At 68.0% G+C, this 23,630-nt stretch carries 22 protein-coding genes; 10 read left to right on the top strand and 12 right to left on the bottom strand.

The genetic code is table 11. The annotated features are described in order from the left end of the window. Nucleotides 1-62 precede the first annotated feature (62 nt). Both ACIQTX_RS07695 and ACIQTX_RS07690 read left to right on the top strand, forming a co-directional pair. On the top strand, nt 63-530 hold the full coding sequence (locus ACIQTX_RS07695; protein WP_028503269.1) for an Lrp/AsnC family transcriptional regulator: 468 nt from the start codon (nt 63-65) through the stop codon (nt 528-530). Then, nucleotides 527-1,921 carry an aspartate aminotransferase family protein gene (locus ACIQTX_RS07690; RefSeq protein WP_028503270.1) on the top strand — a complete coding sequence of 465 codons (1,395 nt, stop codon included), beginning with the start codon at nt 527-529 and terminating at the stop codon, nt 1,919-1,921. The genes ACIQTX_RS07695 and ACIQTX_RS07690 overlap by 4 nt, the downstream gene beginning before the upstream one ends. Nucleotides 1,922-1,939: 18 nt before the next feature. On the opposite strand, the gene ACIQTX_RS07685 is transcribed toward ACIQTX_RS07690, so the two are convergent. Continuing rightward, nucleotides 1,940-3,484, bottom strand: a complete 1,545-nt coding sequence (locus tag ACIQTX_RS07685; protein WP_402970825.1) for a PucR family transcriptional regulator — start codon at nt 3,482-3,484, stop codon at nt 1,940-1,942. Between the two features lie 98 nt (nt 3,485-3,582). Between ACIQTX_RS07685 and ACIQTX_RS07680 the strand changes: the two genes are divergently transcribed. Both ACIQTX_RS07680 and ACIQTX_RS07675 read left to right on the top strand, forming a co-directional pair. Beyond that, nucleotides 3,583-5,067, top strand: coding sequence for a CoA-acylating methylmalonate-semialdehyde dehydrogenase (locus tag ACIQTX_RS07680; RefSeq protein ID WP_028503272.1), 1,485 nt, complete (start codon nt 3,583-3,585; stop codon nt 5,065-5,067). 18 nt (nt 5,068-5,085) lie between these two features. After that, nucleotides 5,086-6,474, top strand: coding sequence for an aspartate aminotransferase family protein (locus tag ACIQTX_RS07675; protein WP_402970822.1), 1,389 nt, complete (start codon nt 5,086-5,088; stop codon nt 6,472-6,474). Nucleotides 6,475-6,550: 76 nt separating this feature from the next. Here the strand turns inward: ACIQTX_RS07675 and ACIQTX_RS07670 are convergent, their stop codons facing one another. The 5 genes from ACIQTX_RS07670 to ACIQTX_RS07650 are packed head-to-tail and all read right to left on the bottom strand — an operon-like array spanning nt 6,551 to nt 12,320. Beyond that, nucleotides 6,551-8,212: an amidohydrolase gene (locus ACIQTX_RS07670; RefSeq protein WP_402970819.1), complete on the bottom strand. Its 1,662-nt coding sequence runs from the start codon at nt 8,210-8,212 to the stop codon at nt 6,551-6,553. Between the two features lie 2 nt (nt 8,213-8,214). Then, the gene (locus ACIQTX_RS07665) at nt 8,215-9,105 is read right to left on the bottom strand and encodes an ABC transporter permease (RefSeq protein WP_402970816.1); all 891 of its coding nucleotides are present in this window, start codon (nt 9,103-9,105) and stop codon (nt 8,215-8,217) included. Beyond that, entirely contained in the window at nt 9,102-9,986 is an 885-nt protein-coding gene (locus tag ACIQTX_RS07660) for an ABC transporter permease (protein ID WP_105527014.1), read from the bottom strand. The genes ACIQTX_RS07665 and ACIQTX_RS07660 overlap by 4 nt, the downstream gene beginning before the upstream one ends. Beyond that, the gene (locus tag ACIQTX_RS07655) at nt 9,979-11,157 is read right to left on the bottom strand and encodes a spermidine/putrescine ABC transporter substrate-binding protein (RefSeq protein ID WP_402970812.1); all 1,179 of its coding nucleotides are present in this window, start codon (nt 11,155-11,157) and stop codon (nt 9,979-9,981) included. The genes ACIQTX_RS07660 and ACIQTX_RS07655 overlap by 8 nt, the downstream gene beginning before the upstream one ends. Beyond that, a complete protein-coding gene (locus tag ACIQTX_RS07650) occupies nt 11,154-12,320 on the bottom strand; it encodes an ABC transporter ATP-binding protein (protein ID WP_402970809.1) in 1,167 nt (388 codons plus the stop codon). Before ACIQTX_RS07650 ends, ACIQTX_RS07655 begins: the two co-directional genes overlap by 4 nt. A gap of 204 nt (nt 12,321-12,524) precedes the next feature. Between ACIQTX_RS07650 and ACIQTX_RS07645 the strand changes: the two genes are divergently transcribed. Next, the gene (locus ACIQTX_RS07645) at nt 12,525-12,893 is read left to right on the top strand and encodes a hypothetical protein (RefSeq protein WP_402970806.1); all 369 of its coding nucleotides are present in this window, start codon (nt 12,525-12,527) and stop codon (nt 12,891-12,893) included. A gap of 34 nt (nt 12,894-12,927) precedes the next feature. Here ACIQTX_RS07645 and ACIQTX_RS07640 read toward each other — a convergent pair whose 3' ends face one another. The 5 genes from ACIQTX_RS07640 to ACIQTX_RS07620 are packed head-to-tail and all read right to left on the bottom strand — an operon-like array spanning nt 12,928 to nt 17,955. After that, nucleotides 12,928-13,656, bottom strand: coding sequence for a FadR/GntR family transcriptional regulator (locus ACIQTX_RS07640; protein WP_402970803.1), 729 nt, complete (start codon nt 13,654-13,656; stop codon nt 12,928-12,930). 33 nt (nt 13,657-13,689) lie between these two features. Then, nucleotides 13,690-14,469 (bottom strand): 3-oxoacyl-ACP reductase, encoded by a 780-nt coding sequence (locus tag ACIQTX_RS07635; RefSeq protein WP_402970800.1) that lies wholly within the window; start codon nt 14,467-14,469, stop codon nt 13,690-13,692. Between the two features lie 39 nt (nt 14,470-14,508). Next, on the bottom strand, nt 14,509-15,870 hold the full coding sequence (locus ACIQTX_RS07630; RefSeq protein WP_402970797.1) for an aldehyde dehydrogenase family protein: 1,362 nt from the start codon (nt 15,868-15,870) through the stop codon (nt 14,509-14,511). Continuing rightward, complete coding sequence (locus ACIQTX_RS07625; RefSeq protein ID WP_402970794.1) at nt 15,867-16,619, bottom strand: gamma-glutamyl-gamma-aminobutyrate hydrolase family protein; 753 nt, start codon at nt 16,617-16,619, stop codon at nt 15,867-15,869. The genes ACIQTX_RS07630 and ACIQTX_RS07625 overlap by 4 nt, the downstream gene beginning before the upstream one ends. Further along, a complete protein-coding gene (locus ACIQTX_RS07620) occupies nt 16,600-17,955 on the bottom strand; it encodes a glutamine synthetase family protein (protein ID WP_402970792.1) in 1,356 nt (451 codons plus the stop codon). Before ACIQTX_RS07620 ends, ACIQTX_RS07625 begins: the two co-directional genes overlap by 20 nt. Before the next feature lie 156 nt (nt 17,956-18,111). On the opposite strand from ACIQTX_RS07620, the gene ACIQTX_RS07615 reads away from it, so the two are divergent. Further along, entirely contained in the window at nt 18,112-19,662 is a 1,551-nt protein-coding gene (locus ACIQTX_RS07615) for an amino acid permease (RefSeq protein ID WP_105527022.1), read from the top strand. Nucleotides 19,663-19,723: 61 nt separating this feature from the next. Here the strand turns inward: ACIQTX_RS07615 and ACIQTX_RS07610 are convergent, their stop codons facing one another. Beyond that, a complete protein-coding gene (locus ACIQTX_RS07610) occupies nt 19,724-19,996 on the bottom strand; it encodes a metal-sensitive transcriptional regulator (protein ID WP_028503286.1) in 273 nt (90 codons plus the stop codon). A gap of 105 nt (nt 19,997-20,101) precedes the next feature. On the opposite strand from ACIQTX_RS07610, the gene ACIQTX_RS07605 reads away from it, so the two are divergent. The 4 genes from ACIQTX_RS07605 to ACIQTX_RS07590 all read left to right on the top strand — a co-directional run bounded on the left by ACIQTX_RS07605 (nt 20,102) and on the right by ACIQTX_RS07590 (nt 23,610). After that, nucleotides 20,102-21,379, top strand: coding sequence for a DUF445 domain-containing protein (locus tag ACIQTX_RS07605; RefSeq protein WP_028503287.1), 1,278 nt, complete (start codon nt 20,102-20,104; stop codon nt 21,377-21,379). Between the two features lies 1 nt (nt 21,380). Next, complete coding sequence (locus ACIQTX_RS07600; RefSeq protein ID WP_402970787.1) at nt 21,381-22,313, top strand: agmatinase family protein; 933 nt, start codon at nt 21,381-21,383, stop codon at nt 22,311-22,313. A 58-nt stretch (nt 22,314-22,371) separates the two neighbouring features. After that, on the top strand, nt 22,372-22,920 hold the full coding sequence (locus ACIQTX_RS07595) for a hypothetical protein (protein WP_402970784.1): 549 nt from the start codon (nt 22,372-22,374) through the stop codon (nt 22,918-22,920). 120 nt (nt 22,921-23,040) lie between these two features. Next, nucleotides 23,041-23,610 (top strand): hypothetical protein, encoded by a 570-nt coding sequence (locus ACIQTX_RS07590; protein WP_402970781.1) that lies wholly within the window; start codon nt 23,041-23,043, stop codon nt 23,608-23,610. Nucleotides 23,611-23,630: the final 20 nt, after the last annotated feature.

The raw sequence follows: 23,630 nt of genomic DNA, 5'->3' as shown, positions 1-23,630 counted from the left end.
ATGAATAGCTCAATTCTGCGAAATCGGTTGCCGGGAGCCTCGCGGAGTGCCAGGATCGCACCATGAGCCCGGCGAAGAAACACCCTTCCCTCGATGCGGTCTCGAAGACGATCGTCGAACTCCTTCAAGAAGACGGTCGTCGTTCGTACTCCGACATCGGCCGCACCGTCGGGATGAGCGAGGCCGCCGTGCGCCAACGGGTGCAGCGGCTGACCGAGTCGGGGGTCATGCAGATCGTCGCGGTCACCGATCCGATGCAACTGGGCTTTCACCGCCAGGCCATGATCGGCGTCCGCGTCTCCGGCGATGCGCGTCGCGTCGCCGAGGCCATCGCCGCGATCGAGGCCGTCGACTACGTCGTGATCACGGTCGGCTCGTTCGACGTGCTCGCCGAGGTTGTCTGCGAAGACGACGACGACCTGCTCGCGCTCATCAACGACGTCATCCGCCCCATCGAGGGCGTCCTCTCCACCGAGACCTTCATCTACGCCAAGCTGCAGAAGCAGCTCTACAACTGGGGGACCAGATGAGCACCGCACGCACCATCCCGTCGGAGTCCGAGCTGCAGAAGATGGCGAAGGACCATCTCTGGATGCACTTCACCCGGCAGTCCACGATGGCCGAGTCCGGTGTGCCCATCATCGTCAAGGGCGACGGACACCGGATCTGGGACGCGAAGGGCAAAGAGTACTTCGACGGTCTTGCGGGCCTCTTCGTCGTGAACGCCGGCCATGGTCGGCGTCGACTGGCCGAGGCCGCGGCGGCGCAGGCATCCGAGCTGTCGTTCTTCCCGCTGTGGTCCTACGCGCACCCGGCGGCGATCGAGCTGGCAGACCGTCTTGCAGACGAAGCCCCCGGCGACCTCAACAAGGTGTTCTTCTCCACCGGCGGCGGCGAGGCGGTCGAGACCGCGTTCAAGCTCGCCAAGCACTACTGGAAGCTGCAGGGCAAGCCTGCCAAGCACAAGGTCATCTCTCGTGCTGTGGCCTACCACGGCACTCCGCAGGGGGCTCTGGCGATCACCGGCATCCCCGCGATGAAGTCGATGTTCGAGCCGGTCACCCCCGGCGGCTTCCGCGTGCCCAACACGAACTTCTATCGCGCAGCCGAGATGGGCGGACCGTCCGACGACCTCGAAGCGTTCGGCCGCTGGGCAGCCGACCGCATCGAGGAGATGATCCTGTTCGAGGGCGCAGACACCGTCGCCGCGGTCTTCCTGGAGCCTGTGCAGAACTCCGGCGGCTGCTTCCCGCCCCCTCCCGGCTACTTCGCCAGGGTGCGCGAGATCTGCGACCGCCACGACGTGCTGCTCGTCTCGGACGAGGTCATCTGCGCGTTCGGCCGCCTCGGCCACACCTTCGCCTGCACCGGTCTCGGGTATGTGCCCGACATGATCACGTGCGCCAAGGGCATGACGAGCGGGTACTCCCCGATCGGCGCCACCATCATCAGCGACCGCATCTACGAGCCGTTCTCGAAGGGCGACGTCTCGTTCCCGCACGGCTACACGTTCGGCGGACACCCGGTGTCGGCCGCGGTCGCGCTGGAGAACCTCGCGATCTTCGACGAGGAGGGGTTGAATGCGCATGTGCGCGAGAACTCCCCGTTGTTCCGCGCCGAGCTCGAGAAGCTGCTCGACCTGCCGCTGGTCGGAGACGTGCGTGGTGACGGGTACTTCTTCGGCATCGAGCTCGTCAAGGACAAGGCCACGAAGGAGACCTTCGACGACGCCGAGTCCGAGCGGCTGCTGCGCGGATTCCTCTCCCCTGCGCTGTTCGAGGCCGGGCTCTACTGCCGCGCCGACGACCGCGGCGACCCCGTGATCCAGCTCGCACCGCCGCTCACCGTCGGCCCTTCGGAGTTCCGCGAGATCGAGCAGATCCTGCGCGATGTGCTGTCCCGCGCCCAGTCCGTTCTCTGACCGACGCGCGACGCGCGGTCACCCCAGGGAGGCCGTGCTCCGCTTCGCCAGCAACGCGAGATGGAGAGCCGCGAGCGTCTCGCCGTCGTCGAGGTCGACCTCGAGCAGATCGCCGATCAGCGTGAGGCGCTGATAGAAGACCGATCGGGAGAGGTGGCTCGCGGCCGCCGCCGCGGAGCGATTGCCGGGATGGGCGACGAGCGCCGACAGCACATCGAGCAGGTCGCCGCGACGATCCCGGTCGTATGCCACGACCGGCGCCAGCATCCGCTCGCTGTGGGCGAGCAGTCGCTGATCGTCGCGCAGCGAGGCGACGAAGCGCTCCAACGGACGGTCATCGACACGGCGCACACGCGGACCGTTATCGGAGCGATCGCTCGCCGCCAGGTCTCTAGCTGCTCGCAGTGAGGCGAGCAGACCCAGCACATCCTCGGCAGGAGGGCCGACGAAGACCGTCCGGTCAGGGCCGGCTATGCGCACGGCGAGCGCATCGGTGAGTACGACGGATGCCGGGAGCGACAGCAACGCGACGTCGTCGTCGCCCACCCGCGCGGCGACCACAGCTCCCCCGGCCTGCCGCGCCCGGTAGGCGAGCTCGCTCGGCGAAACCGCACCTCGGGCGACGATGCCGTGGCAGTGGCGGCCCGGCACTGTGAAGCCACCGGTCGCGAGACGTGCCGCGATGTCGTCCGGATTCGCGAATCGCGCGCCGAGCAGGTCGTCGATGATTCCGCGCTGCGCGAGCAGCGACCACTCGGCATCACCGCCGTCCGCAAGACATCCGAAAGCGAGAGCCGTGGCCCCCTGCTCGAGGACGGTGAGACGACCTGCCGGATGCGCGGGCCCCGGCAGGGCGAGCAGGGTTCCCCACCGCACCCCTCTCGCCTGCACCGGAACACGATCGGCGGAGTCGAGCTGTGCCAGCGCCTGGGCGACCGGCATCCGCATCGTCTCCTGCGCGATCACCTCGTGTGCGAGGTTCTCCAACACGACGGGCGCGCCGAGTGCTCGCGCCGTCTCGGCCACGACGACATCGGCCGGCGCACCCTGCAGGCTCAGCGCGGTGAACAGCTCATGCAGGTGCTGACGCTCGCGCAGCGCATCGGTCTGCGCCGCGATCAAAGCTCGGTGCACCGTCTCGGTCACGGCGACGAACTTGATCTCACGGGTCAGGGCGATCAGAGCGAGTCCCACCTGCCTGCACACCTCCGTCATGGCCTCCGGGATCTGCGTCTGACCGGAATCGAGCTCGACGACGATTCCCGCGACCCCCGCGCGATGCAGCGCCCTCGCGAAATCGCGCAGTGCCTCCGGAGCAGTCGGCCACCCCGCACCGGTGCTGAGCAGCAGCTCTCCGCCGTCGAGGAGGCGGGCGACTCCTGCGCTGTCGGAGACGTGCACCCAGCGCACCTCTGCGTCGAGCGCCTCGCCACCGACGATCACCTCGGGCGCACCGGCCTGCACCACCGGTTCGCCGAGCACATCAGCGACCGTGAGCAGCGCGTCCGACCGTGTCGGACGATCTGTCCGATTCCACTCGAAGTCCTGACGATCTGACATCATGCTTCGCTCTCCTGCTCTGTGATCATTGAGGAGTATCAGCGTATCGAACCTCGGTCAGAGTGTTCGAAACCGCATTCTTCAGCCCTCGGAGGAACATCGTGGACATTGTCCGTCACGTCATCAACGCAGCGGAGACCGCGGAAGCTGCCCGCACCGGCCAGGTCTTCGATCCCGCCACCGGCCAGGTGTCGAAGCACGTCGCCTTCGCATCGACCGCCGAGGTCGATTCCGCGATCGCCGCCGCCGCAGCCGCTCTCCCCGCCTGGCGCGAGACGAGCCTCATCAAGCGCGCCGACGTCTTCTTCCGTCTGCGTCAGCTGCTCAAGGAGCGCACACCCGAGCTCGCGGCGATCGTCACCTCCGAGCATGGCAAGGTGCTCTCGGATGCCGCCGGCGAGGTGTCGCGCGGCATCGAGAACGTCGAGTTCGCGGCCGGACTCGTGCACCTGCTCAAGGGCGAGCGCAGCGAGCAGGTCTCCCGCGGCGTCGACGTGCACTCGGTCAAGCAGCCGGTCGGCGTCGTCGCGGCGATCACGCCGTTCAACTTCCCGGTCATGGTGCCGCTGTGGATGGTCGCCTCCGCGATCGCGTGCGGCAACACCGTCGTCCTCAAGCCCAGCGAGAAGGACCCGTCAGCCGCCGTATGGATCGCGAAGCTGTTCTCCGAAGCCGGCCTCCCCGCCGGGGTGCTGAACGTCGTCAACGGCGACAAGGAAGCCGTCGACGCTCTCCTCGAGTCGCCGCGGGTCGACGCCATCAGCTTCGTCGGTTCCACCCCGATCGCCCGTTCGATCTACCAGCGTGCCTCGGCCGCCGGTAAGCGTGTGCAGGCTCTCGGCGGCGCCAAGAACCACATGGTCGTGATGCCGGATGCCGACATCGATGGCGCTGCCGACGCCGCGGTCTCCGCAGCCTACGGTTCCGCTGGCGAGCGCTGCATGGCCGTCTCGGTGCTGGTCGCGGTCGGCGACATCGCGGATGACCTCGTCTCTGCGATCGCCTCGCGTATCGACGGGCTGAAGATCGGCCCCGGTACCGACGCCGAGAGCGAGATGGGTCCGCTGATCACCCGAGAGCACCGCGACCGCGTCGCCTCTTACGTCACGGGCGCAGAAGCCGAGGGCGCGAAGGTCGTCGTCGACGGCACGCTGAAGCAGTTCGACTCGGAGGGCTTCTTCCTCGGAGTCAGCCTGATCGACCAGGTCGCCCCCGGCATGAAGGTCTACGAAGACGAGATCTTCGGCCCCGTGCTCACGGTCGTCCGCGTCGAGACCTACGCCGAGGCGGTCGCCCTCGTGAACGCGAACGCCTACGGCAACGGCACGGCGATCTTCACGCGCGACGGCGGCACGGCGCGACAGTACGAATTCGACATCGAGGTCGGCATGGTCGGCGTGAACGTGCCGATCCCGGTTCCGATCGGCGCCTACTCGTTCGGCGGCTGGAAGGATTCGCTGTTCGGCGACTCGCACATCTACGGCCCGGAGTCGGTGCACTTCTACACTCGTTCCAAGGTCGTCACCACCCGCTGGCCCGACCACACGCCTTCCCAGATCGACCTGGGCTTCCCGAGCAACCACTGATCAGGAGCGATGACGACGATGACGAACTTCACCGACCGGCACGGCCTCTCCCACCCGCTCCCCGCTCCTGAGGCCGAGGCACAGGTGCGCGCAGACGACCGCGGCCACGTGTTCCACTCCTGGAGCGCGCAGGGCCTGATCGACCCGCTGCCCGTCGCCGCGGGCGAGGGATCGACGTTCTGGGACTACCAGGGCAACGCCTACCTCGACTTCTCCAGCCAGCTCGTGAACCTGAACCTGGGGCACCAGCATCCGGATCTCGTCGCGGCCATCCAGCAGCAGGCTGGTCGCCTCTCGACGATCCAGCCGTCGATCGCGAACGACGTGCGCGGAGAGCTCGCGCGCCTGATCGCCGAGGTCGCACCGGAGGGCCTCGAGAAGGTCTTCTTCACCAACGGCGGCGCCGAGGCCAACGAGTACGCCGTGCGCATGGCCCGGCAGTTCACCGGCCGCCGCAAGGTGCTCTCGATGTACCGCAGCTATCACGGCTCCACCGCGACCGCGATCTCGCTGACCGGCGATCCGCGGCGCTGGGCGAACGACACCGTCGACTCCGGCACCGTGCGCTTCTTCGGTCCGTACCTCTACCGTTCGCCGTTCCACGCCGAGACCCTGGAGCAGGAGTCCGAGCGGGCGCTCGCACACCTCGAGCAGACGATCCAGCTCGAGGGGCCGCAGACGATCGCGGCGATCATCATCGAGACCGTCGTCGGCACGAACGGCGTGCTGGTGCCGCCGCCCGGCTACCTGCAGGGAGTGCGCGAACTGTGCGACCGCTACGGCATCGTGTACATCGCCGACGAGGTCATGGTCGGCTTCGGTCGGCTGGGCGAATGGTTCGGCATCGACGCGTTCGACGGAAAGCCCGACCTGATCACCTTCGCGAAGGGCGTGAACTCGGGCTACGTGCCGCTGGGCGGCGTGGTGATCTCCGACCGCATCGCGAGCGCGTTCGATACGATGCCGTTCGCGGGCGGACTCACCTACTCGGGCCACCCGTTGGCATGTGCAGCGGGAGTGGCGACGTTCGAGGTGTTCCGCCGCGACGGCATCCTGGAGCGCGTGCGCGACCTCGGCGCGCGCATCGTCGAGCCGACCGTGCGCAGCTGGGCCGAGAAGCACCCGAGTGTGGGTGAGGTGCGTGGGCTCGGACTGTTCTGGGCGATCGAGCTGGTGCGCGACCAGGAGACCCGCGAGCCGCTCGTGCCGTTCAACGCCTCGGGCGCGGACGCCGCCCCCATGGGCGCCTTCGCTGCGGCAGCCAAGAAGGCCGGGGTCTGGCCGTTCACGCACTTCAACCGCATGCACGTGGCCCCGCCGCTCGTGATCAGCGAAGAAGACCTGGTGCGCGGACTCACCGTGCTCGACGAGGCACTGTCTGTGGCCGACGAGGCCGCCGCCGCCTGACACGAGCGCACGAACAGATGAAGCCCCGGCGACGCGAGGTCGCCGGGGCTTCTTGCATCCGGGGTCGCCTGCGCGCTCAGCCCGCGGAGTCGTACACCCGTACTCCCCCGACCCAGGTGCCCCGCACCTCGGTCAGGCCGATCTCGTCGACGGGATGCTCGAACGGGTCTCGGTCGAGCAGGGCGAGGTCGGCACGCATCCCCACCGCGATCGTGCCGGTGTCGTCGAGGTGGTTCACCCGCGCTGAGCCCGCCGTGTACGCGACGAGCGCGGTGGCCAGGTCGATCGCTTGCTCGGGGAGGAACGCCTCGTAGTCGCCCTCCCACTCGGTCGGCGCAGAACGACGGTTGACCGCCACGTGGATCGCGGCGAGCGGGTTGGGTGTGCTCACCGACCAGTCGCTGCCTGCGGCGAGCGCGGCGCCGGAGCGCAGCAGGTCGCCGAACGGATACTGCCAGGTGGTGCGCTGCTCGCCGAGGAACGGGATGGTGAGGTCGACCATCTGCGGCTCCAGCGTCGCCCACAGCATCTGCATGTTGGCGGTGACGTCGAGCGCCCGGAACCTCGGGATGTCGTCGGGATGCACGACCTGGATGTGCGAGATGTGGTGCCTGTTCCCGCGCGGCCCGTTGTGCACGAGCGCCGCTTCGACCGCGTCGAGGCATTCCCGCACCGCGCGGTCACCGATCGCATGGAAGTGCAGCGTGAACCCGAGGGCGTCGAGCCGGGTCGCGGCCTCCTTGAGCAGCTCGGGTTCGACGAAGGAGATGCCGGAGTCTTCGCGCGGATGCCCGTGCCCGTCGCAGTAGGGCTCGAGCATCGCGGCGGTGAAGTTCTCCGCCACGCCGTCCTGCATGATCTTCACGCTGCGCGCCCGGAAGCGCCCGACCGTGCTCTCGTCGCGACGCCGGACGATGTCGTCGATCTGCTCCAGGCCGCGCGAGCGGTCCCACCACAGCGAACCGACGACGCGGCCGGTGAGCGCACCGGATGCCGCGGCCGTCAGGTAGGCCGGGAGCGGATCACCCGCATCCCCGTACTCGGTGCCGACGATCGCATCCTGCCAGGCGGTCACGCCGTAGGAGTGCAGATGCCGTTGCCCCTGCAGGAGCGCCTCGACCAGCCGCTCAGGCGGCTCGACGGGGAGGAGCCGGTTCACCAGACCCATCGCGCCCTCATGCAGCGCGCCGCTCGGGGCACCGGTCGCATCGCGTTCGATCCGGCCGTCGGCGGGGTCGGCCGTCTCCCGGGTGATGCCGGCGAGCGCGAGCGCACGGGAATTGACCCAGGCGCCGTGTCCGTCGCGGTTCGGGAGGAACGCCGGCCGGTCGGGTACCGCCGTGTCGAGATCCGCCGCGGTCGGAGTCCCGCCGGGGAACGCCGACATCTGCCATCCACCGCCGAGGATCCACTCGTCGTCGGGGTGCGCCCTTGCGTACTCGGCGATGCGCGCCAGGTACTCGTCCCGCGTCGACAACGCGGAGAGATCACAGCGCAGCATGTCGAGTCCGCCCCAGACCGGATGCACATGGGCGTCCTGGAAACCAGGTACGAGCAGTCCGCCGTCGAGATCGACCACCTCGGTGTCCGGACCGATCAGCGCCGAGACGTCGTGCCCCACCGCGCTGATGCGTCCGTCCGTCACAGCCACGGCGTGTGCGGTGGCGCGCGCGGCATCCGCCAGGAACACCCGACCTCCCCGTCCCCCGCCGGTGAAAGCCAGATCTGCGTACGCCACGATCAGCCGCCTGCCATCGTTCGGGCGATATCGGTCGCCGAGTCTCCCGCCCGCTTGAGCACCACCGCCACCAGCGCGAGCGCGAGGAGCGTCAGCACGAGCATGATCGTCGACACCGCCGCGATCTCCGGTCGCAACCCGCTGCGCAGAGCGCTGAGCACGTACACCGGCCAGGGAGTCGTACCCGAGACCTGCACGAACGCCGACACGACCGTGTTGTCGAGACTCAGCGTGAACGAGAGCAGGAACCCGGCGAGTACGGCCGGCATCGCGAGCGGAAGTGTGACCTTGAAGAACGTGCGGACGGGTGGCGCGTACAGGTCGGCCGAAGCCTCCTCCAGACGGGCATCGAGTCCCACCAGCCGTGCCCGCACGATGTACGACACGATGGCGATCGAGAACAGCGACTGACCCACCACGAGTCTCATGGTGCCGTCGTTGAATATGCCGATCCCGGCATCCTGTCCGAGGAAGACCAGCCACGGCAGCAGGGCCACGGCATCCACGATCTCGGGAGTGACCGAGACGAGCAGCAGGAGTCCGAGGAACCACCACACCCATTTGCCGGGGTTCCGGGCCATCGCGATACCGGCGAGCGTGCCGAGCGCCGTGGCGAGCAGGGCGGCCAGCAGCCCGGTGCGCACCGAGACGAGCACCGCGTCGCGGATCGCGGGCTTGTTCACGATCGCGAGGAACGAGTCGAAGCCGAAGTGGTCCCACGAGACCAGCAGGCGCCCGACGTTGAAGGAGTACGCGATGATCACGAGGATCGGCAGGAACAGGAACAGGAACACCAGCCCTGCCCAGATCGGAAGCACGAAGCGTCCGGCTCCCCGGCGAACGCGCGGCGCGGGCGCTGCGGTCTTCTTCGGTGCATCGGTCACGGCGGTCATGATCCCTCCCCCAGGACGAGACGGTTGCGTTGTCTGAGTGGCAGCGTCACGAGCCAGAGGAGGCCTGCAGCGACCGCGATCGAGATCATGATGACGATGATCAGCAGCACCGCCATCGCGGAGCCCAGCGCCCAGTTCTGCGCGGTCTGGAACTGACTGGCCACGACCTGCCCGATCATGTTGCCCTTCGCCCCTCCCAGCACCGTTGCCGTGATGTAGTCGCCCATGAGCGGGATGTAGACCAGCAGCACCCCGGCGATGATGCCGGGCCTGGCCAGCGGCACCGTCACGCGGAGGAAGGTCGTCACGCTGTTCGCGCCCAGATCCTTGCTCGCCTCACGCAGTGGCCCCGACACGCGATCGAAGGCCACGAACAGGGGCAGGATCATCAGCGGCAGGTAGTTGTAGACGACCCCGAGGAGCACGGCACCGCGCGAATAGAGCAGATCGAGCGGACCGGGGATGACCCCGATGCCCTGTAGCAGCTGCGAGAGCCACCCCTCGGGGGCGAGGATCACCTGCCAGCCGATCGTGCGCACCAGGAAGTTTGTCCAGAACGGCACCATCACGAGCGCGAGCAGGAGCCCGCGCTTCGAGGGCGGCGCCTTCACCGCGATCCAATACGCGACGGGACCGCCGATCACCAGGCACAGGGCCGTGCCGAGGATGCCGATCCACAGGGTGTTCAGGAACGTGCTGAAGAACGTCGGCGACAGCGCCTCGACGTAGCGGTCGAACGAGAGGTGGTCGAGCGCGTGCGTGGCGAAGATGCTCGGCTTGTAGCCGAAGCTGAACACGATCACCATGAAGATCGGGGCGACGAAGAAGACGAGAAGCCAGACCCAGGCGGGGATCGCGAGACCGAACTTGAGCTTAGGCACCGGCGGCCGCCTTCATCGAGTTCCAGATGGAGACGACGCGATCCTGTGCTTCCGTCAGCTTGCCCTCGTGCATCGTGGCCACCTGCTCCTCGTCGAAGAACACCATGTCGAGTCGTTCGAGCCCCGCGGCCTCCGCCTCGTCGCGGATGCCCGAGATGCCGGTGTCGTAGCCGATGTAGTCGACCTGCGCGAGCTGCACGTCCGGCTGCAGCACGAAGTCGATGAACGCATGCGCCGCCTCGGGGTGCGGGGCGCCCGCGGCGATCGCCCAGTTGTCCATCCACAACTCTGTCGCCGGGCTCCCGAGCACCCACTGCCAGCGGTCGGGATCGTCGGATTCGAAGATGCCGAGACGCGCGTCGCCGTTGTAGGACTGCAGCAGCGCGTGCGAGGCCTGCGGGATCGATGATCCACCGGGATACGAGTCGAACGCCGAGACGTGGGGTGCGAGGTCTTTCACCAGGAACTTCTCGACCGCGTCGAGGTCGGCGGGGTCCGTGGTCGTCCAGTCGATGCCGTTCGCCCAGAAGTAGATACCCAGCAGCGGTGCCGGGTCGTCGAGCACTGAGGTCGAGCCGGACGCCTCGTTCTGTGCGGCGTCGATGAAGTCGTTCCACGTCGTGAGCTCTCGCGAGATCACCCGTTTGTCGTAGACGAACCCGGTGGTCCCCCACGCCTTGCACACCGAGTACTCGTTGCCCGGATCCCACGAGCGTCCGCGGAACTCGGGCGCCACGTACTTCATGTTCGGCAGCAGGTCGAGGTTGAACTTCTGAAGGAGTCCGTTCTCGGCCATCGGCCCGACGAACACACCGGTCGGCACGACGATGTCGTAACCCGAGGTGCCGCGAGCCGCCACGAGCTTGGCGATCAGCTCCTCGTTCGAGTTGAAGGCGTCGAGCACGATGCGCGGGCCGCTCTCAGCGGTGAACTGCTCGAGCACCTCTGGGGCGTCGTAGTCGCCCCAGCTGTAGATCGAGAGCTTGTCCTCGAGCGGGCCACCCTTGGCGTGCACGGCCGCAGCATTCTGCGCCGGTGCGCAGGCACTGAGCACGACCGCGCCGCCCGCCATGATCGCGGTCGCGAGGAACCCGCGCCTGGTCAGCTCGGTGCGGATCACGCGCGCGGCACTCCGATGCGCGAGAACGCGCACCGGGGGCCGGCCCGTCACAGGCCGCCGTCCTTGGGCAGGGTGATCACGTGGGTCGCGGTGGTGGGGATGCCCTCTGCCGCGAAGAGCCGCGCGTCCGCGGGGCTCCAGACACAGCGGACGGCGTCGTCGACTCCCACCGACGGAGCAGTCGGCGCCGGCATCCGCGAGAGGAACGTGGCATCCTCGCCGATGCGGACCGCGACCTGCAGGGTCTCACCGAGGTGGGAGACTCCGAGCACGCGTCCGGGCACCCCTTTCCCTTCGCCCTGCTCGAGGCGAACGTACTCGGGGCGAATCGCGGCGACGGCAGTCTGCCCCGCGGCGACCCGTTCGCCGCCCCAGCGTCCGGAGATCACACCGATCGCGGTGTCGACCGCGGCGCCGTCTGCGCGCACCGTGCCGTGCACGAAGTTCTGCTGACCGATGAACGAGGCGACATACGCCGAGGCGGGTTCCGCATAGATCGCAGCCGGTGCGTCGAGCTGCTCGATCCGTCCCGCGCGCATCACGGCGATCCGGTCGCTCATCGACAGCGCCTCGGCCTGGTCGTGGGTGACGAACACGAAGGTCGTACCGAGACGCGCCTGCAGCAGCTTGAGCTCGAGCTGCATCTCCTCGCGCAGCTGGCGGTCCAACGCCGCGAGTGGCTCGTCGAGCAGAAGCACGCTGGGCCGGTTGATGAGCGCCCGAGACAGGGCGATGCGCTGCTGCTGGCCGCCGGAGAGCTGCGTCGGCTTGCGATCGGCGAACGCACGCAGCTGCACCATGTCGAGCGCTTCGCGCACCCGCTCACGCTGCTCGGCCTTGGGCACCCGCCGCTGCTGCAGACCGTAGGCGACGTTCTCCGCGACCGTGAGGTGCGGGAACAGCGCGTACGCCTGGAAGACGGTGTTGACCTCGCGCCGATAGGGCGGAAGGTTCAGGACGCTGCGACCGGAGATGAGGATGTCGCCGGCATCCGGATACTCGAAGCCCGCGATCATGCGCAAGGTCGTCGTCTTGCCGCAGCCCGAGGGGCCGAGGAGGGAGAGGAACTCCCCCGGCTGCACGTCGAGACTCAGATCATCGACGGCGGTGGCGGTGCCGTAGCGCTTGGTGACGCCGTCGATGCGGACCGCGCCGGTGGGTGAGGGGGTGGGGGTGTCAAGCGTCGACGTCGACGCGCGGGTGGTGCCGGGCATGGAGCCTCCCATTGAGTTTCGCTTGCGGTGATTCTGACACAGGAAAGTTCCCAGGTATAGCGAAATCGGAAGCATCTTCGTCGATACGCAACGGTATCCGTTGTCATTTCCTCAACCTGCGACCGATTGGGTTCGTTCAGACCGAGGAAGACCGATACCGGATCGTGACGACGAGATCCGGCCGCGATCCGTATGCTCGGCGACATGGTCCAGGTCGCCTCCCCACCGCGCGCGACGTTCGAGCGCGCGACGTTCGAGGCGGTCGTCGTCGTGGGCTGGTCGATCGCCGCGGCGTTCGCGGCCCTCGTCGCATGGGTGCTGGTCACCGAGACTGCACGGTCCGCCCTGGGCGCCCGGGGCGAACTCGTCGAGGGGATGCCGGTCCTCTCGATATGGTTCCTGAGCGCGGTCTTCGCTCTCGTCGGCGTCGCCGGTGGCGGAGTGTGCCTCGGCCTGTCGACGAGAGTCCGCGGACCGCGCGCCGGCCGCATCGGGGCCTACACCGTCAGCGGGCTCGCGCTCGGGTGCTCCATCGCTGCACTCGCTGCAGGCTTCGTGGCATTCTCCCTCTGAGCAGTCCGGATCCGTCGTCGGAGGTGGTGGATGCTCAGATCAGGAAGCCTCGCAGCAGCGCCTCGGAGCCGGCGAGGTGATCGCGCATCGCGGATTCTGCCGTATCGGGGCGTCCGGCGAGGATCGCGGAGACGATGCTCTCATGCTGCTCCCCCGAATGCTGGATGTTGCGCGGCATCAACGGAAAGGTGTCGAGCCAGACGTTGACGTCGGCGCGGTTCTCCGCCACGAGTGCGACGAGGGAGGGGATGCCTGCGGCCTCGGCGATCGCCAGATGCAGCAGCGTGTCCAGGCGTCGATACTCGTCCGGCCCGGCAGGAAGCGCCGCCTCGTGCCGCGCCCAGAGGTCGGCACGGGTCGATGCATCCAGCGATCGGCTCGCCGCCGCGCGCACGGCTCCGGTCTCCAGCACTCGACGCAGCCCGAGCACGTCGTCGATCTCCTCCGAGGTCACGGTCCCCGTCACGGTCGGGTGCGGCAGCGGATCGGCGACGAACGTCCCTCCGTACCGGCCACGTCGCGCGACGAGGTAGCCGGTGTCAGCCAGCTCGCGGATCGCCTCGCGCACTGTGTCACGGCTCACCCCGAACGACGCCGCGAGCTCTCGTTCGGGAGGCAGCGATTCCCCCGGAGCGACCACGCCGAGGCGGATGGTCTGCACGAGCCGGGCGACGGCGTCCTCGAGGGCGTTGCCGCGCCGCAGCGGCCGGTAGACCGCTTTGCGCACCTCGACGAGATCGCCGTCGTGGGGGTGCTCGCTCATGTCATCACCCTGTCACAGCGACGTGTGGGGCGTTCACAGCGGGGTGACGTAGGCGTTCGTGATTCCGCCGTCGACCACGAATGCACTCGCGGTGATGAACGACGAGTCGTCGGAGGCGAGGAACGCCACGGCCGCCGCGAGCTCTTCCGGCTCGGCGAAGCGTCCCATCGGCACGTGCACGAGACGCCGCTGCGCGCGCTCCGGGTCTTTGGCGAACAGCTCCTGCAGCAGTGGGGTGTTCACCGGCCCGGGGCACAGCGCGTTCACACGCACCCCTTGACGCGCGAACTGCACCCCGAGCTCCCGCGACATCGCCAGCACGCCCCCCTTCGAGGCGGTGTAGCTGATCTGCGAGGTCGCAGATCCCAGCAGCGCGACGAACGACGCGGTGTTGATGATCGACCCACGTCCCGCCGGCACCATGTGTCGCAGTGCCGCACGGCTGCACAGGTACACGCTCTTGAGGTTCACATCCTGCACCCGATCCCACGCGGGGAGCTCGGTGGTCTCGATGGAGTCGTCGTCGGCCGGCGAGATGCCCGCGTTGTTGAAGGCGATGTCGATGCGGCCGAACTCCTCGGCGATCCCGTCGAACAGGGCATTGACCTTGGCCTCGTCGGCGACGTCGACCGGACGGAACACCCCGCCGACCTCCGCAGCCGCTGCCTCGCCTGAAGTGGGATCGACATCAGCGATCACGACGAAGGCGCCCTCCGCCGCGAAGCGCTGGGCGGTGGCGAACCCGATGCCGCTCGCGCCACCGGTGATGATGGCGACACGGTCCTTCAGTCGCTGGGTCAGGTCGATGCTCATGTGGGTTCTCCGTTCCGGATGGGGTGGGTTGCGACGTGATCAGAGTGCATCGGTCGCGAAGAAGACGTTCTTGGTCTCGGTGAAGTGCTCGGCGGCGTCAGGGCCGAGCTCGCGCCCCAGGCCCGACGCCTTCATCCCGCCGAACGGGGTCGCGTACCGCACCGAGGCGTGCGAGTTCACCGACAGCACCCCGCTGCGCACACCCCGGGCCACGCGCACACCACGACCGAGGCTCTCGGTCCACACGGAGCCCGCGAGCCCGTAGGCGGTGTCGTTGGCAAGACGGATGGCATCGGCCTCGTCCTCGAACGGCATAACGGCGACGACCGGTCCGAACACCTCCTGCTGGGCGATGCGGTCGGCGGGGTCTGCGAGCACGACGGCCGGCGCGAACCAGAACCCGTCGCCTTCGGGCGCACTGCCGCGGAAGGCGATGTCGGCGCCGTCGAGGAAGGAGGCGACCGTGTCGCGGTGCCCTGCCGAGATGAGCGGTCCCATGTCGGTGTCTTCCCGCGCAGGGTCGCCCACACGCCAGGCGGTCACGGCGGGTTCGAGCAGCTCGAGGAAGCGGTCGTACACCGATCGCTGCACGAGCAGGCGGCTACGCGCACAGCAGTCCTGGCCGGCGTTGTCGAACACCGAGCCCGGCACCCCCGCTGCCGCGCGTTCGAGATCGGCGTCGGCGAAGACGATGTTCGCGCTCTTCCCGCCGAGTTCGAGCGTGACCGGCTTGAGGGCACGTGCGCAGCCGGCCGCAACCTCGATCCCGACCTCGGTCGAGCCGGTGAAGACCACTTTGCGCACGTCCGGATGCTCGACCAGACGCTGCCCGACAACCGACCCCGACCCCGTGACGACCTCGAAGAGCCCCTCGGGGAGTCCGGCTTCGAGGGCGAGTTCACCGAGGCGGATCGCAGTGAGCGGGGTGAGCTCGGCAGGCTTCAGCACCACGGCGTTGCCCGCGGCGAGCGCCGGTGCGAACGCCCACGAGGCGATCGTCATCGGGAAGTTCCACGGCACGATGACACCGACCACGCCGTAGGGGTCGTGGAAGGTGACGTCGAGGCCGCCGGCCACCGGGATCTGCTTCCCCGACAGCCGCTCCGGATCGGCGGAGTAGTAGTTCAGCACCTGGGCGACGTGCCCGGCCTCCCAGCGGGCGGAGCCGATCGGATGCCCGGAGTTGAGCACCTCCAACTGGGCCAGCTCCTCGGTCGCCCCTTCGACGGCACGGGCGAACGACCGGAGCGCATCAGCCCGGGCGACCGGCGCAAGCGCTGCCCATCTGCGCTGCGCGGTGACGGCGCGGGCGATCGCGGCATCCGTCTCTCCGACATCGGCGCGAGAGACTTCACGGATCGCGGCTCCGGTGGATGGGTTGATGACTGTGAACGCACTCATCGGGCGTCCTCCTTCCGACGCGCGGCGAACGCGCGAGCCTGTGAGACGAGATCTGCGAAGAGACGCCGATCCTCGGCGTTCTCCTCCGGATGCCATTGGATGCCGACGACGTGGCCGGCCGAGGTGTCGACGAATGCCTGCACGAGTCCGTCTTCGGAGCGTGCGGCCACGACCAGCCCCTCCCCGAGGCGGTCGATGCCCTGATGGTGATAGCTGTGCACCCGCACGTCGCCCGCACCGAGGACGCCGGCGAGCGCGGTGTCGTCCGCGACCTCGATGTCGTTCTCGGCGAAGACGCCTCCGCCGAGGCGGTAGCGTTCGGTGCCGAGCGACTCCGGTAGGTGCTGCTGGAGAGTTCCGCCGCGCGCCACGTTGACGAGCTGCAGGCCGCGGCAGATCGCAAGCACCGGGATGCGGCGCCGCTCGGCCGCCCGGAACAGCGCGAGCTCCCACGCGTCGCGGTCGACGCGGGCGGGGTCGGTGAGCGGATGCCTTTCCTCGCCATAGAGCTCGGGCGCGACGTCGGCCCCACCGGAGAGGATCAGTCCGTCCATTCCGGCGATGGCCGCATCAGCCGCCTCCGGGTTCTGCGGTGGCAGCAGCAGTGCGATGCCGCCGGATGCTGTCACTCCGGTCAGATACTGCTCGGGCAGGAACGCCGCCCGCACATCCCACACCCCCTGCTGAGCGCGCTCCAGATAGGTCGTGACACCGATCAGCGGTGCCGGGTCAGAGACGCTCGAAACCACGGATGCGCTCCCAGTCGGTGACGGCGGCATCGTAGGCCTCGACCTCGATGCGCGCCTGGTTCAGGTAGTGGTCGACGACGTCATCGCCGAAGGCGGCTCTCGCGATTGTCGACTCGCTGAACAGCTGCGCCGCCTCCCGGAGGGTGGTGGGCAGATGCTCGACGCCGGCCTCGTAGGCGTTGCCGGTGAAGCGCTCGGGCAGCGGCAGCTCGTTCTCGATGCCATAGAGGCCACCGGCGATGATGGCGGAGATGCCGAGGTACGGGTTCACGTCGCCGCCGGGCACCCGGTTCTCGACCCGGAGGCCGGAGCCGGCGCCGATCACGCGCAGTGCGCAGGTGCGGTTGTCGATGCCCCAGGCGACACCGGTCGGGGCGAAGCTGCCCTTCGCGAACCGCTTGTACGAGTTGATGTTGGGTGCGTACAGCAGCGTGAATTCGCGGAGCGTCGCGAGGATGCCGGCGATCCAGTGCTCCATCACCGGGCTGAAGCCGTGCTCACCGTCTCCTGCCATGACCGGAGTGCCGTCGTCCGCACGCAGCGAGAGGTGGATGTGGCAGCTGTTGCCCTCGCGCTCGTTGAACTTGGCCATGAAGGTGAGCGCCTGTCCGTGCTGCTCCGCGATCTCCTTCGCGCCGTTCTTGTAGAGCGCGTGCTGGTCGGCGGTCTCGCGCACCTCGGCGTAGCGGAACGCGATCTCCTGCTGCCCGAGGTTGCACTCCCCCTTCACGCCCTCGCAGTAGAGACCGGCACCGTCCATGCTGTTGCGGATGTCACGCAGCAGCGGTTCGAGGCGCGTGGAGGCGAGCAGGTTGTAGTCGACGTTGTAGTCGGTCGACGGGGTCAGCCCCTCGTACTTGCGAGCCCAGGCGTCGCGGTAGGTGTTGTCGAAGACGATGAACTCGAGCTCGGTGCCGGAGAACGCTGTCCAGCCGCGTTCGGCGAGACGGTCGCGCTGGCGGTCGAGGATGGCGCGGGGCGATGGCCCCACCGGCTCGCCGTTCTGCCAGACCAGGTCGGCCATCACGAGCACCGTGCCGTCGAGCCAGGGGATGTTGCGAAGCGTCTCGGCATCCGGTCGCAGCACCATGTCGCCGTACCCGCGGTCCCACCCCGACATCGCGTAGCCGTCGACCGTGTTCATGTCGACATCGACCGACAGCAGGTAGTCGCAGGCCTCTGCACCGTGATGCAGGATGTCCTCCTGGAACAGCCGCGCCGACACCCGTTTGCCGACCAGTCGTCCTTGCGCATCGGCGAAGGCCACGATCACCGTGTCGATCTCGCCGGCGGCGATGCCGGCATCCAGCTGCTCGATGCTGAGGTTTCCCGACATCTTCTCGCTCCCGTCGTCGTGGTGAAGCGATCGACCGACCGGCTTCGCCCTCAGAGTAGATCACCTCGACGTTTAAAGGTAGACGAAACCACCATTGACTGTCACAATCATCCGCAAGGTGCACCCGGCGCCTGTGTGCATGCGAACGGAGAGCGGATGTCTGAGCAGAGCAATGAATCCCGCAAGGTCGCTGGGGCGACCTATACACGTGCCGGGAGTGAGTACTTCGAGAAACGGACGCTGAAGAGATCGGCGGGCGTCTGGGGCCTGTGGGGTCTCGCGGTCGCGGCCGTCATCTCCGGCGACTTCTCGGGCTGGAACTTCGGCATCGACTTCGCGGGCTTCGGCGGGATGCTGATCGCCTTCGTGATCCTCGTCCTGATGTACTACGGCATGATCTTCGCGATCGGCGAGATGGCGGCGATGATGCCGCACACCGGTGGCGCCTATTCCTTCGCACGGTCCGCGATGGGTCCATGGGGCGGCCTGGTCACGGGAGCAGCAGAGACGATCGAGTACGTCGCGACCACGGCGGTGATCGTCTACTTCTCGGCATCGTATGCGAACGGGATCACCAGCGAACTGTTGGGGATCGAGCTGCCGGGGTGGCTCTGGTACCTGATCCTCTACATCGTCTTCATCGCGCTGAACTCCGCGGGAGCTGCGATCTCCTTCCGCTTCGCGATCATCGTCTCGATCATCTCGATCGGCATCATCCTCGTGTTCTCCCTCATGGCGATCTTCTCCGGAGCCTTCAGCTGGGACGCCCTGTGGGACATCGCCCCCGATCCCGGCCAGACCGAGTTCCTCCCGCACGGCGTGCTGCCGATCCTGTTCGCGCTCCCGTTCGCGATGTGGTTCTTCCTCGGCATCGAAGAGCTGCCGCTGGCCGCCGAGGAGTCGCACAACCCGACGCGCGACATCCCGAAGGCCGGATTCTGGGCTCGTGGCACGCTCATCGTCACCGGACTCCTGGTGCTGTTCCTGAACACCGGCGTGATCGGCGCCGAGGCCACGGGCACTGCCGGCGAGCCGCTGCTCGACGGGTTCCGCGCGATCGTCGGCGACCAGCTCGCCGCAGTCCTCGCCCTCTTCGCCCTGATCGGGCTCCTCGCCTCGCTGCAGGGCATCATGTTCGCCTACGGCCGCAACATGTACTCGCTCTCGCGTGCGGGTTACTACCCGCGGTTCCTCTCGCTCACCGGCAAGCGGCAGACGCCGTGGGTCGCACTCGTGGTCGGTGCGGCCATCGGCTTCATCGCCCTCATCGTGCTCGACGTGCTCGCTGCGGTCGACGCGAAGGGCGCCGGATCCGTCGCCGGTGCGATCGTGCTGAACATCGCCGTGTGGGGTGCGGTGCTCGCCTACGGTCTCCAGTTGATCTCATTCATGATCCTGCGCAAGAAGTACCCGAACGTCGACCGCCCGTACCGCAGCCCCTGGGGCATCCCTGGTGCGGCTGTGGCGCTCGTGATCGCGGCGCTCATCTTCGTCGGATTCCTGCTGAACCCGACTTTCGGCCCGGCGATCATCGCCATCGCGATCGTGTACGTCGTGATCCTGCTCGGATTCGGACTGTTCTTCCGTCACCGCCTGGTGCTCTCCCCCGAAGAGGAGTACGCGCTCTCCGGCGGCTCCCACGGAGACCCGCAGGCCGAAGGATATGACGCCATGGAGGGTGAGGTCTTCGACGACAGCGGCAGGTGAGCCGCCACGCAGCGCCTCGACGACTCCGTCGGGGCGCTGCGTCGTGCTCGGCCCGGAACGCCTACTTGCGGTCGAAGTCGAAGGCCTTGAGCAGCTCGACGACGGCCTTGTCCCGCTCCTCGCCACCCTCTTCGAACATGTGCGTGACGTGCGTCTGCAGGTGGTTCTCCAGCAGCAGCCGGTTCAGGGACTCGAGGGAACGCTGGATCGCGCGGGACTGCGTGATGATGTCCATGCAGTACTCCTCGTTCTCGATCATCCGCGCGACGCCGCGCATCTGACCTTCGAGGATGCTGGTGCGGTGCAGAGCACGCTTCTTGATGTCTTCGATCACGTCTCGAGGGTACTCGTCCCGTGACCCATCAGGCTGTCTGAGCGCCGAGACACCCCACGTCGGGCGGTCGGCGACGCCAGGGCACCAGCGTGAAAGGATGACGTCATGCCGCGAACACCGATGACGCAGCTCTCGCCCGCCGACCAGGAGCGTCTCCGCGCGCTCCGACGTATGAAGGCCGTCGCCCTCGGAGCTCTGGTGTTCATGGCCGTCGTGTTCGTGTTCGCCTTCGCTTTCCAGCAGCGGTTCGACTGGCTCGCCTATGTCCGTGCTGCCGCCGAGGGGGGCATGGTGGGCGCGCTCGCGGACTGGTTCGCGGTGACCGCGCTCTTCCGCCGCCCGCTCGGACTGCCCATCCCGCACACGGCGATCATCCCGAACCGCAAGGACGAGATCGGCCGCACCCTCGGGGAGTTCGTCGAGACCAACTTCCTCGCGGCCGAGGTCGTGCGCACCAAGCTGTCGAGCACGCAGATCGCGCTGCGCGCCGGCGAGTGGCTGCGCGAGGCTCCGCACGCCGAGCGGGTCGGCGCCGAGGGCGCGACGATCGCCACCGCGGTGCTCAATGCGCTCAGCGACGACGACGTGCGAGACCTCATCACCGATCTCGCCCGCGAGCACCTGGTGGATCCCGAGTGGGGCCCGCCCGCCGGCGCCTGGCTCGAGAAGATCGTCGAGGCGGATGCCCATCACGGCGCCGTCGATCTCGCCGCCGACAGCATCGCGCGATGGCTCGACGCGAACGCCGAGTCGTTCACCGGACTCGTCTCGCGGCGACTGCCCGGCTGGGTGCCGAAGCTCGCTCATCGCTTCGTCGACGACACGGTCTACCACGAGGCCGTCAAGTTCGTGCATGCCGTGCAGGCAGATCCCCGTCACCCGGCTCGCCTCGCGGTCGACGGCTACCTGGCGCGTCTGGCGGACAGCCTGCAGAACGACCCGGCGACGCGCGCGAAGCTCGAGAACGCCAAGGCCTCGCTCTTCGACAGCCCCCGAGTCGGTGCCCTGGCCGCCGAGGCCTGGAACACCGCGAAGAACGGACTGCTCACCGCCCTCGCCGATCCGGAGAGCGGTCTTCGGCGACGCGCCGTCCAGGCGCTGCAGGAGGTCGGTGAGCGCCTGACGACCGATGCCGCGCTGCAGCATCGGGTCGACACCTGGGTGTCCGACGCGGCAGTCTTCCTCGTCGACCGCTACCGGCACGACATCGCCTCGATCATCACCGACACCGTCGAACGCTGGGACCCGGCCGAGACGACGGAGAAGATCGAGCTCATGGTCGGCCGCGACCTGCAGTACATCCGCCTGAACGGCACATTCGTCGGGGCGCTCGCCGGTCTCGCCATCTTCTCCATCGCCCACGCCCTGATCCCCGGAGTCTGACATGGCACCCACTTCTCGACAGCTGAGCCAAGACCCGCTCTGGCCACGCGCCGGCGCCTGGCCGGCCTTCGACGGCTCGGCCGACGCCGTGCTGCTGGGCGTGCCGACCTGGCGTACCTCGCTGTCGCCGACGGGAGCACACGCGACCCCCGCGGCCATCCGCGAAGCCCTGCCCCGCTATGGGACGACGCTGATGGGGCCACCCGCCGTCGACCTCGACGAGGTGCTGCGCATCGCGGACGCAGGAGACGTGACCGACCCCGACGGCTCCGCGGGCGAGGCGAGAGTCATCTCCCGTGTGCGCGAACTCGCCGATGCGGCGAAGCTCGTGATCGCGCTAGGTGGCGACAACTCACTCACATACCCCGTGGCGTTGGGTGCGGAGGCGACCGGACTGATCACCTTCGACGCGCACTTCGACCTGCGAGACGGAGTCTCCAACGGCACGCCCGTGCGACGCCTCGTCGAAGACGTCCCGGCGGCATCGCCGCTGAGCACGTCCCGGATCGATCCGACACGGATCGTGCAGATCGGTATCGCCGACTTCGCGAACTCCGCCGCCTACGCGCGGCGCGCGGCTGAATGGGGCATCCGCGTCATCACCCTCGACGAGCTGCGCCGCCGCGGTATCGACGACGTGGTCGCGGAGGCGGTGGAGGTCGCGGGCGCAGGAGCCGATCCACGCATCCACCTCGACATCGATGTGGATGTGTGCGACCGGTCCGTGGCTCCCGGCTGCCCCGCAAGTGTCCCCGGCGGCCTGCAGGCGTGGGAGCTGCGCGCGCTCACGCGCACCGTGGCCGCGGATGCCCGTGTCGTCAGTGCCGATCTGGCCGAAGTCGACGCGACGGCCGACGCCGACGATGCACGTACAGTGCGGCTGGCGGCGCTGTGCGTATTGGAACTGCTCGCAGGACTCGCCTCACGCGGTTGAGGATCGTGGTGCCGGGACGCACGCCACCGGCAAGAACACGCTGATCTCGGACTTCCACGTGATCCACCCCGAGTTCCGCCTCCTTGCCGATCCCATCGAAGACCTCGACATCGACGAGCCGACGGGTGAGCGCAGATTCACCCGGCAGCTGCGCGTCACCGCCGCACGGCTCAAGGAGTCGGCCGCATGGCCCTCTGTCATCAGCGAACGCGGACCCCTCGACTTCCTCGCCTACCTGACGGCCTTGGGGAGGCTCGGCCGCAGCGACGGCGTGCTCCTCGCGCGTGCAACCGAGCTCGTGGAGCCGTCGATGTCCGAGATCGACCTCGTCGCCATCGTGCCCCTGGACGAACGCCGATCCATTCATGTGAACGGTAAGGAAGATCCGGCTCTGCGCCTCGCGATGGACGAAGCGCTGCGCGATCTCATCGTGACCTCGAGCGGGGCGGTGGCGCCCCACACGCGGTCACGATCGTCGGGAGTCCCGAGGCGCGACGCCGCCTGCTGGTCGAGGCGAGCCAGCGCTGAGCACCGGTCACCACACCGAGAAACCGCGACTGCGCCGTTGCGTGATTGTCCTTCTGATCTGGAAATCTACGCTCGCTAAGTGGATGTCTCTCATTGCGAGACAGGAGCTGTAAATAGTTGCGCTACTTGTAAAGCATACCGATACACTCGCGTTCAGCGACTCCATATGGAGCCGCTTCCTCGTTTACAAGGAGATTGCATGAACAAGTTCTTCAAGGCCTCTCTGGGAGTGGTCACTGGCGCCGCCCTGGTGCTCGGCGCCACGAACATGGCGTCCGCCGCGCCGCTGCCCCCGGAGAAGCCAGCAGCCGCCACGACGGCGGGTGAACAATACACAGACGCAGACGTCGTCGAGTTCCTCGTCTTCGGCAGTGGCGACATCGCCGAAAACAATCCGGAGCAGGTGGAGAAGCTCGGCTTGAAATCGGAGACGGTGGCTGCGGACGCGGTCGAAAGCGCTACGGAGCAGATCGTCGCCGCCGATCCCGACTTCCACACGCACGTCACCGAGGCCGTCCTTTCCGGCAACCCGTACCAGGTGCGCGAGGGACTCGCATCACTGAGCGACACGCTCGAAGACGTTGCTCAGGACCAGATCCCGGGCGACGTATCCACCAACTGCGTCGTCTGGGGCGTCATCAACGTCCTCGTCGCCATCGAGCTCGTCGTCGCCGGCGCATTGGTCATCGTTGTCGCGTATCGCGGAGATGACACCGCGTCACGGTTCACTCAGGACGAGGTTGCGGCGTCGCTGACGGCGCTGAACTGACAAAGCCATGACGCCTGCTC

Origin of the sequence: Microbacterium sp. NPDC090281 (assembly GCF_044769635.1) — a bacterium.
In the GTDB taxonomy this organism is placed as follows: Bacteria; Actinomycetota; Actinomycetes; order Actinomycetales; family Microbacteriaceae; genus Microbacterium.
Note: the sequence above shows the minus strand (reverse complement) of the source record. Positions and strands in the feature narration are given on the sequence as shown.

Bases quoted from the DNA above. Each gene is read 5' to 3' on its own strand.
- ACIQTX_RS07615 (WP_105527022.1), top strand. From the start codon at position 18,112: ATGTCTGAGCAGAGCAATGAATCCCGCAAGGTCGCTGGGGCGACCTAT.
- ACIQTX_RS07620 (WP_402970792.1), bottom strand. From the start codon at position 17,955: ATGTCGGGAAACCTCAGCATCGAGCAGCTGGATGCCGGCATCGCCGCC.
- ACIQTX_RS07640 (WP_402970803.1), bottom strand. From the start codon at position 13,656: ATGAGCGAGCACCCCCACGACGGCGATCTCGTCGAGGTGCGCAAAGCG.
- ACIQTX_RS07590 (WP_402970781.1), top strand. From the start codon at position 23,041: ATGAACAAGTTCTTCAAGGCCTCTCTGGGAGTGGTCACTGGCGCCGCC.
- ACIQTX_RS07605 (WP_028503287.1), top strand. From the start codon at position 20,102: ATGCCGCGAACACCGATGACGCAGCTCTCGCCCGCCGACCAGGAGCGT.
- ACIQTX_RS07630 (WP_402970797.1), bottom strand. From the start codon at position 15,870: ATGAGTGCGTTCACAGTCATCAACCCATCCACCGGAGCCGCGATCCGT.
- ACIQTX_RS07690 (WP_028503270.1), top strand. From the start codon at position 527: ATGAGCACCGCACGCACCATCCCGTCGGAGTCCGAGCTGCAGAAGATG.
- ACIQTX_RS07635 (WP_402970800.1), bottom strand. From the start codon at position 14,469: ATGAGCATCGACCTGACCCAGCGACTGAAGGACCGTGTCGCCATCATC.
- ACIQTX_RS07695 (WP_028503269.1), top strand. From the start codon at position 63: ATGAGCCCGGCGAAGAAACACCCTTCCCTCGATGCGGTCTCGAAGACG.
- ACIQTX_RS07675 (WP_402970822.1), top strand. From the start codon at position 5,086: ATGACGAACTTCACCGACCGGCACGGCCTCTCCCACCCGCTCCCCGCT.
- ACIQTX_RS07665 (WP_402970816.1), bottom strand. From the start codon at position 9,105: ATGACCGCCGTGACCGATGCACCGAAGAAGACCGCAGCGCCCGCGCCG.
- ACIQTX_RS07645 (WP_402970806.1), top strand. From the start codon at position 12,525: ATGGTCCAGGTCGCCTCCCCACCGCGCGCGACGTTCGAGCGCGCGACG.
- ACIQTX_RS07600 (WP_402970787.1), top strand. From the start codon at position 21,381: ATGGCACCCACTTCTCGACAGCTGAGCCAAGACCCGCTCTGGCCACGC.
- ACIQTX_RS07650 (WP_402970809.1), bottom strand. From the start codon at position 12,320: ATGCCCGGCACCACCCGCGCGTCGACGTCGACGCTTGACACCCCCACC.
- ACIQTX_RS07685 (WP_402970825.1), bottom strand. From the start codon at position 3,484: ATGATGTCAGATCGTCAGGACTTCGAGTGGAATCGGACAGATCGTCCG.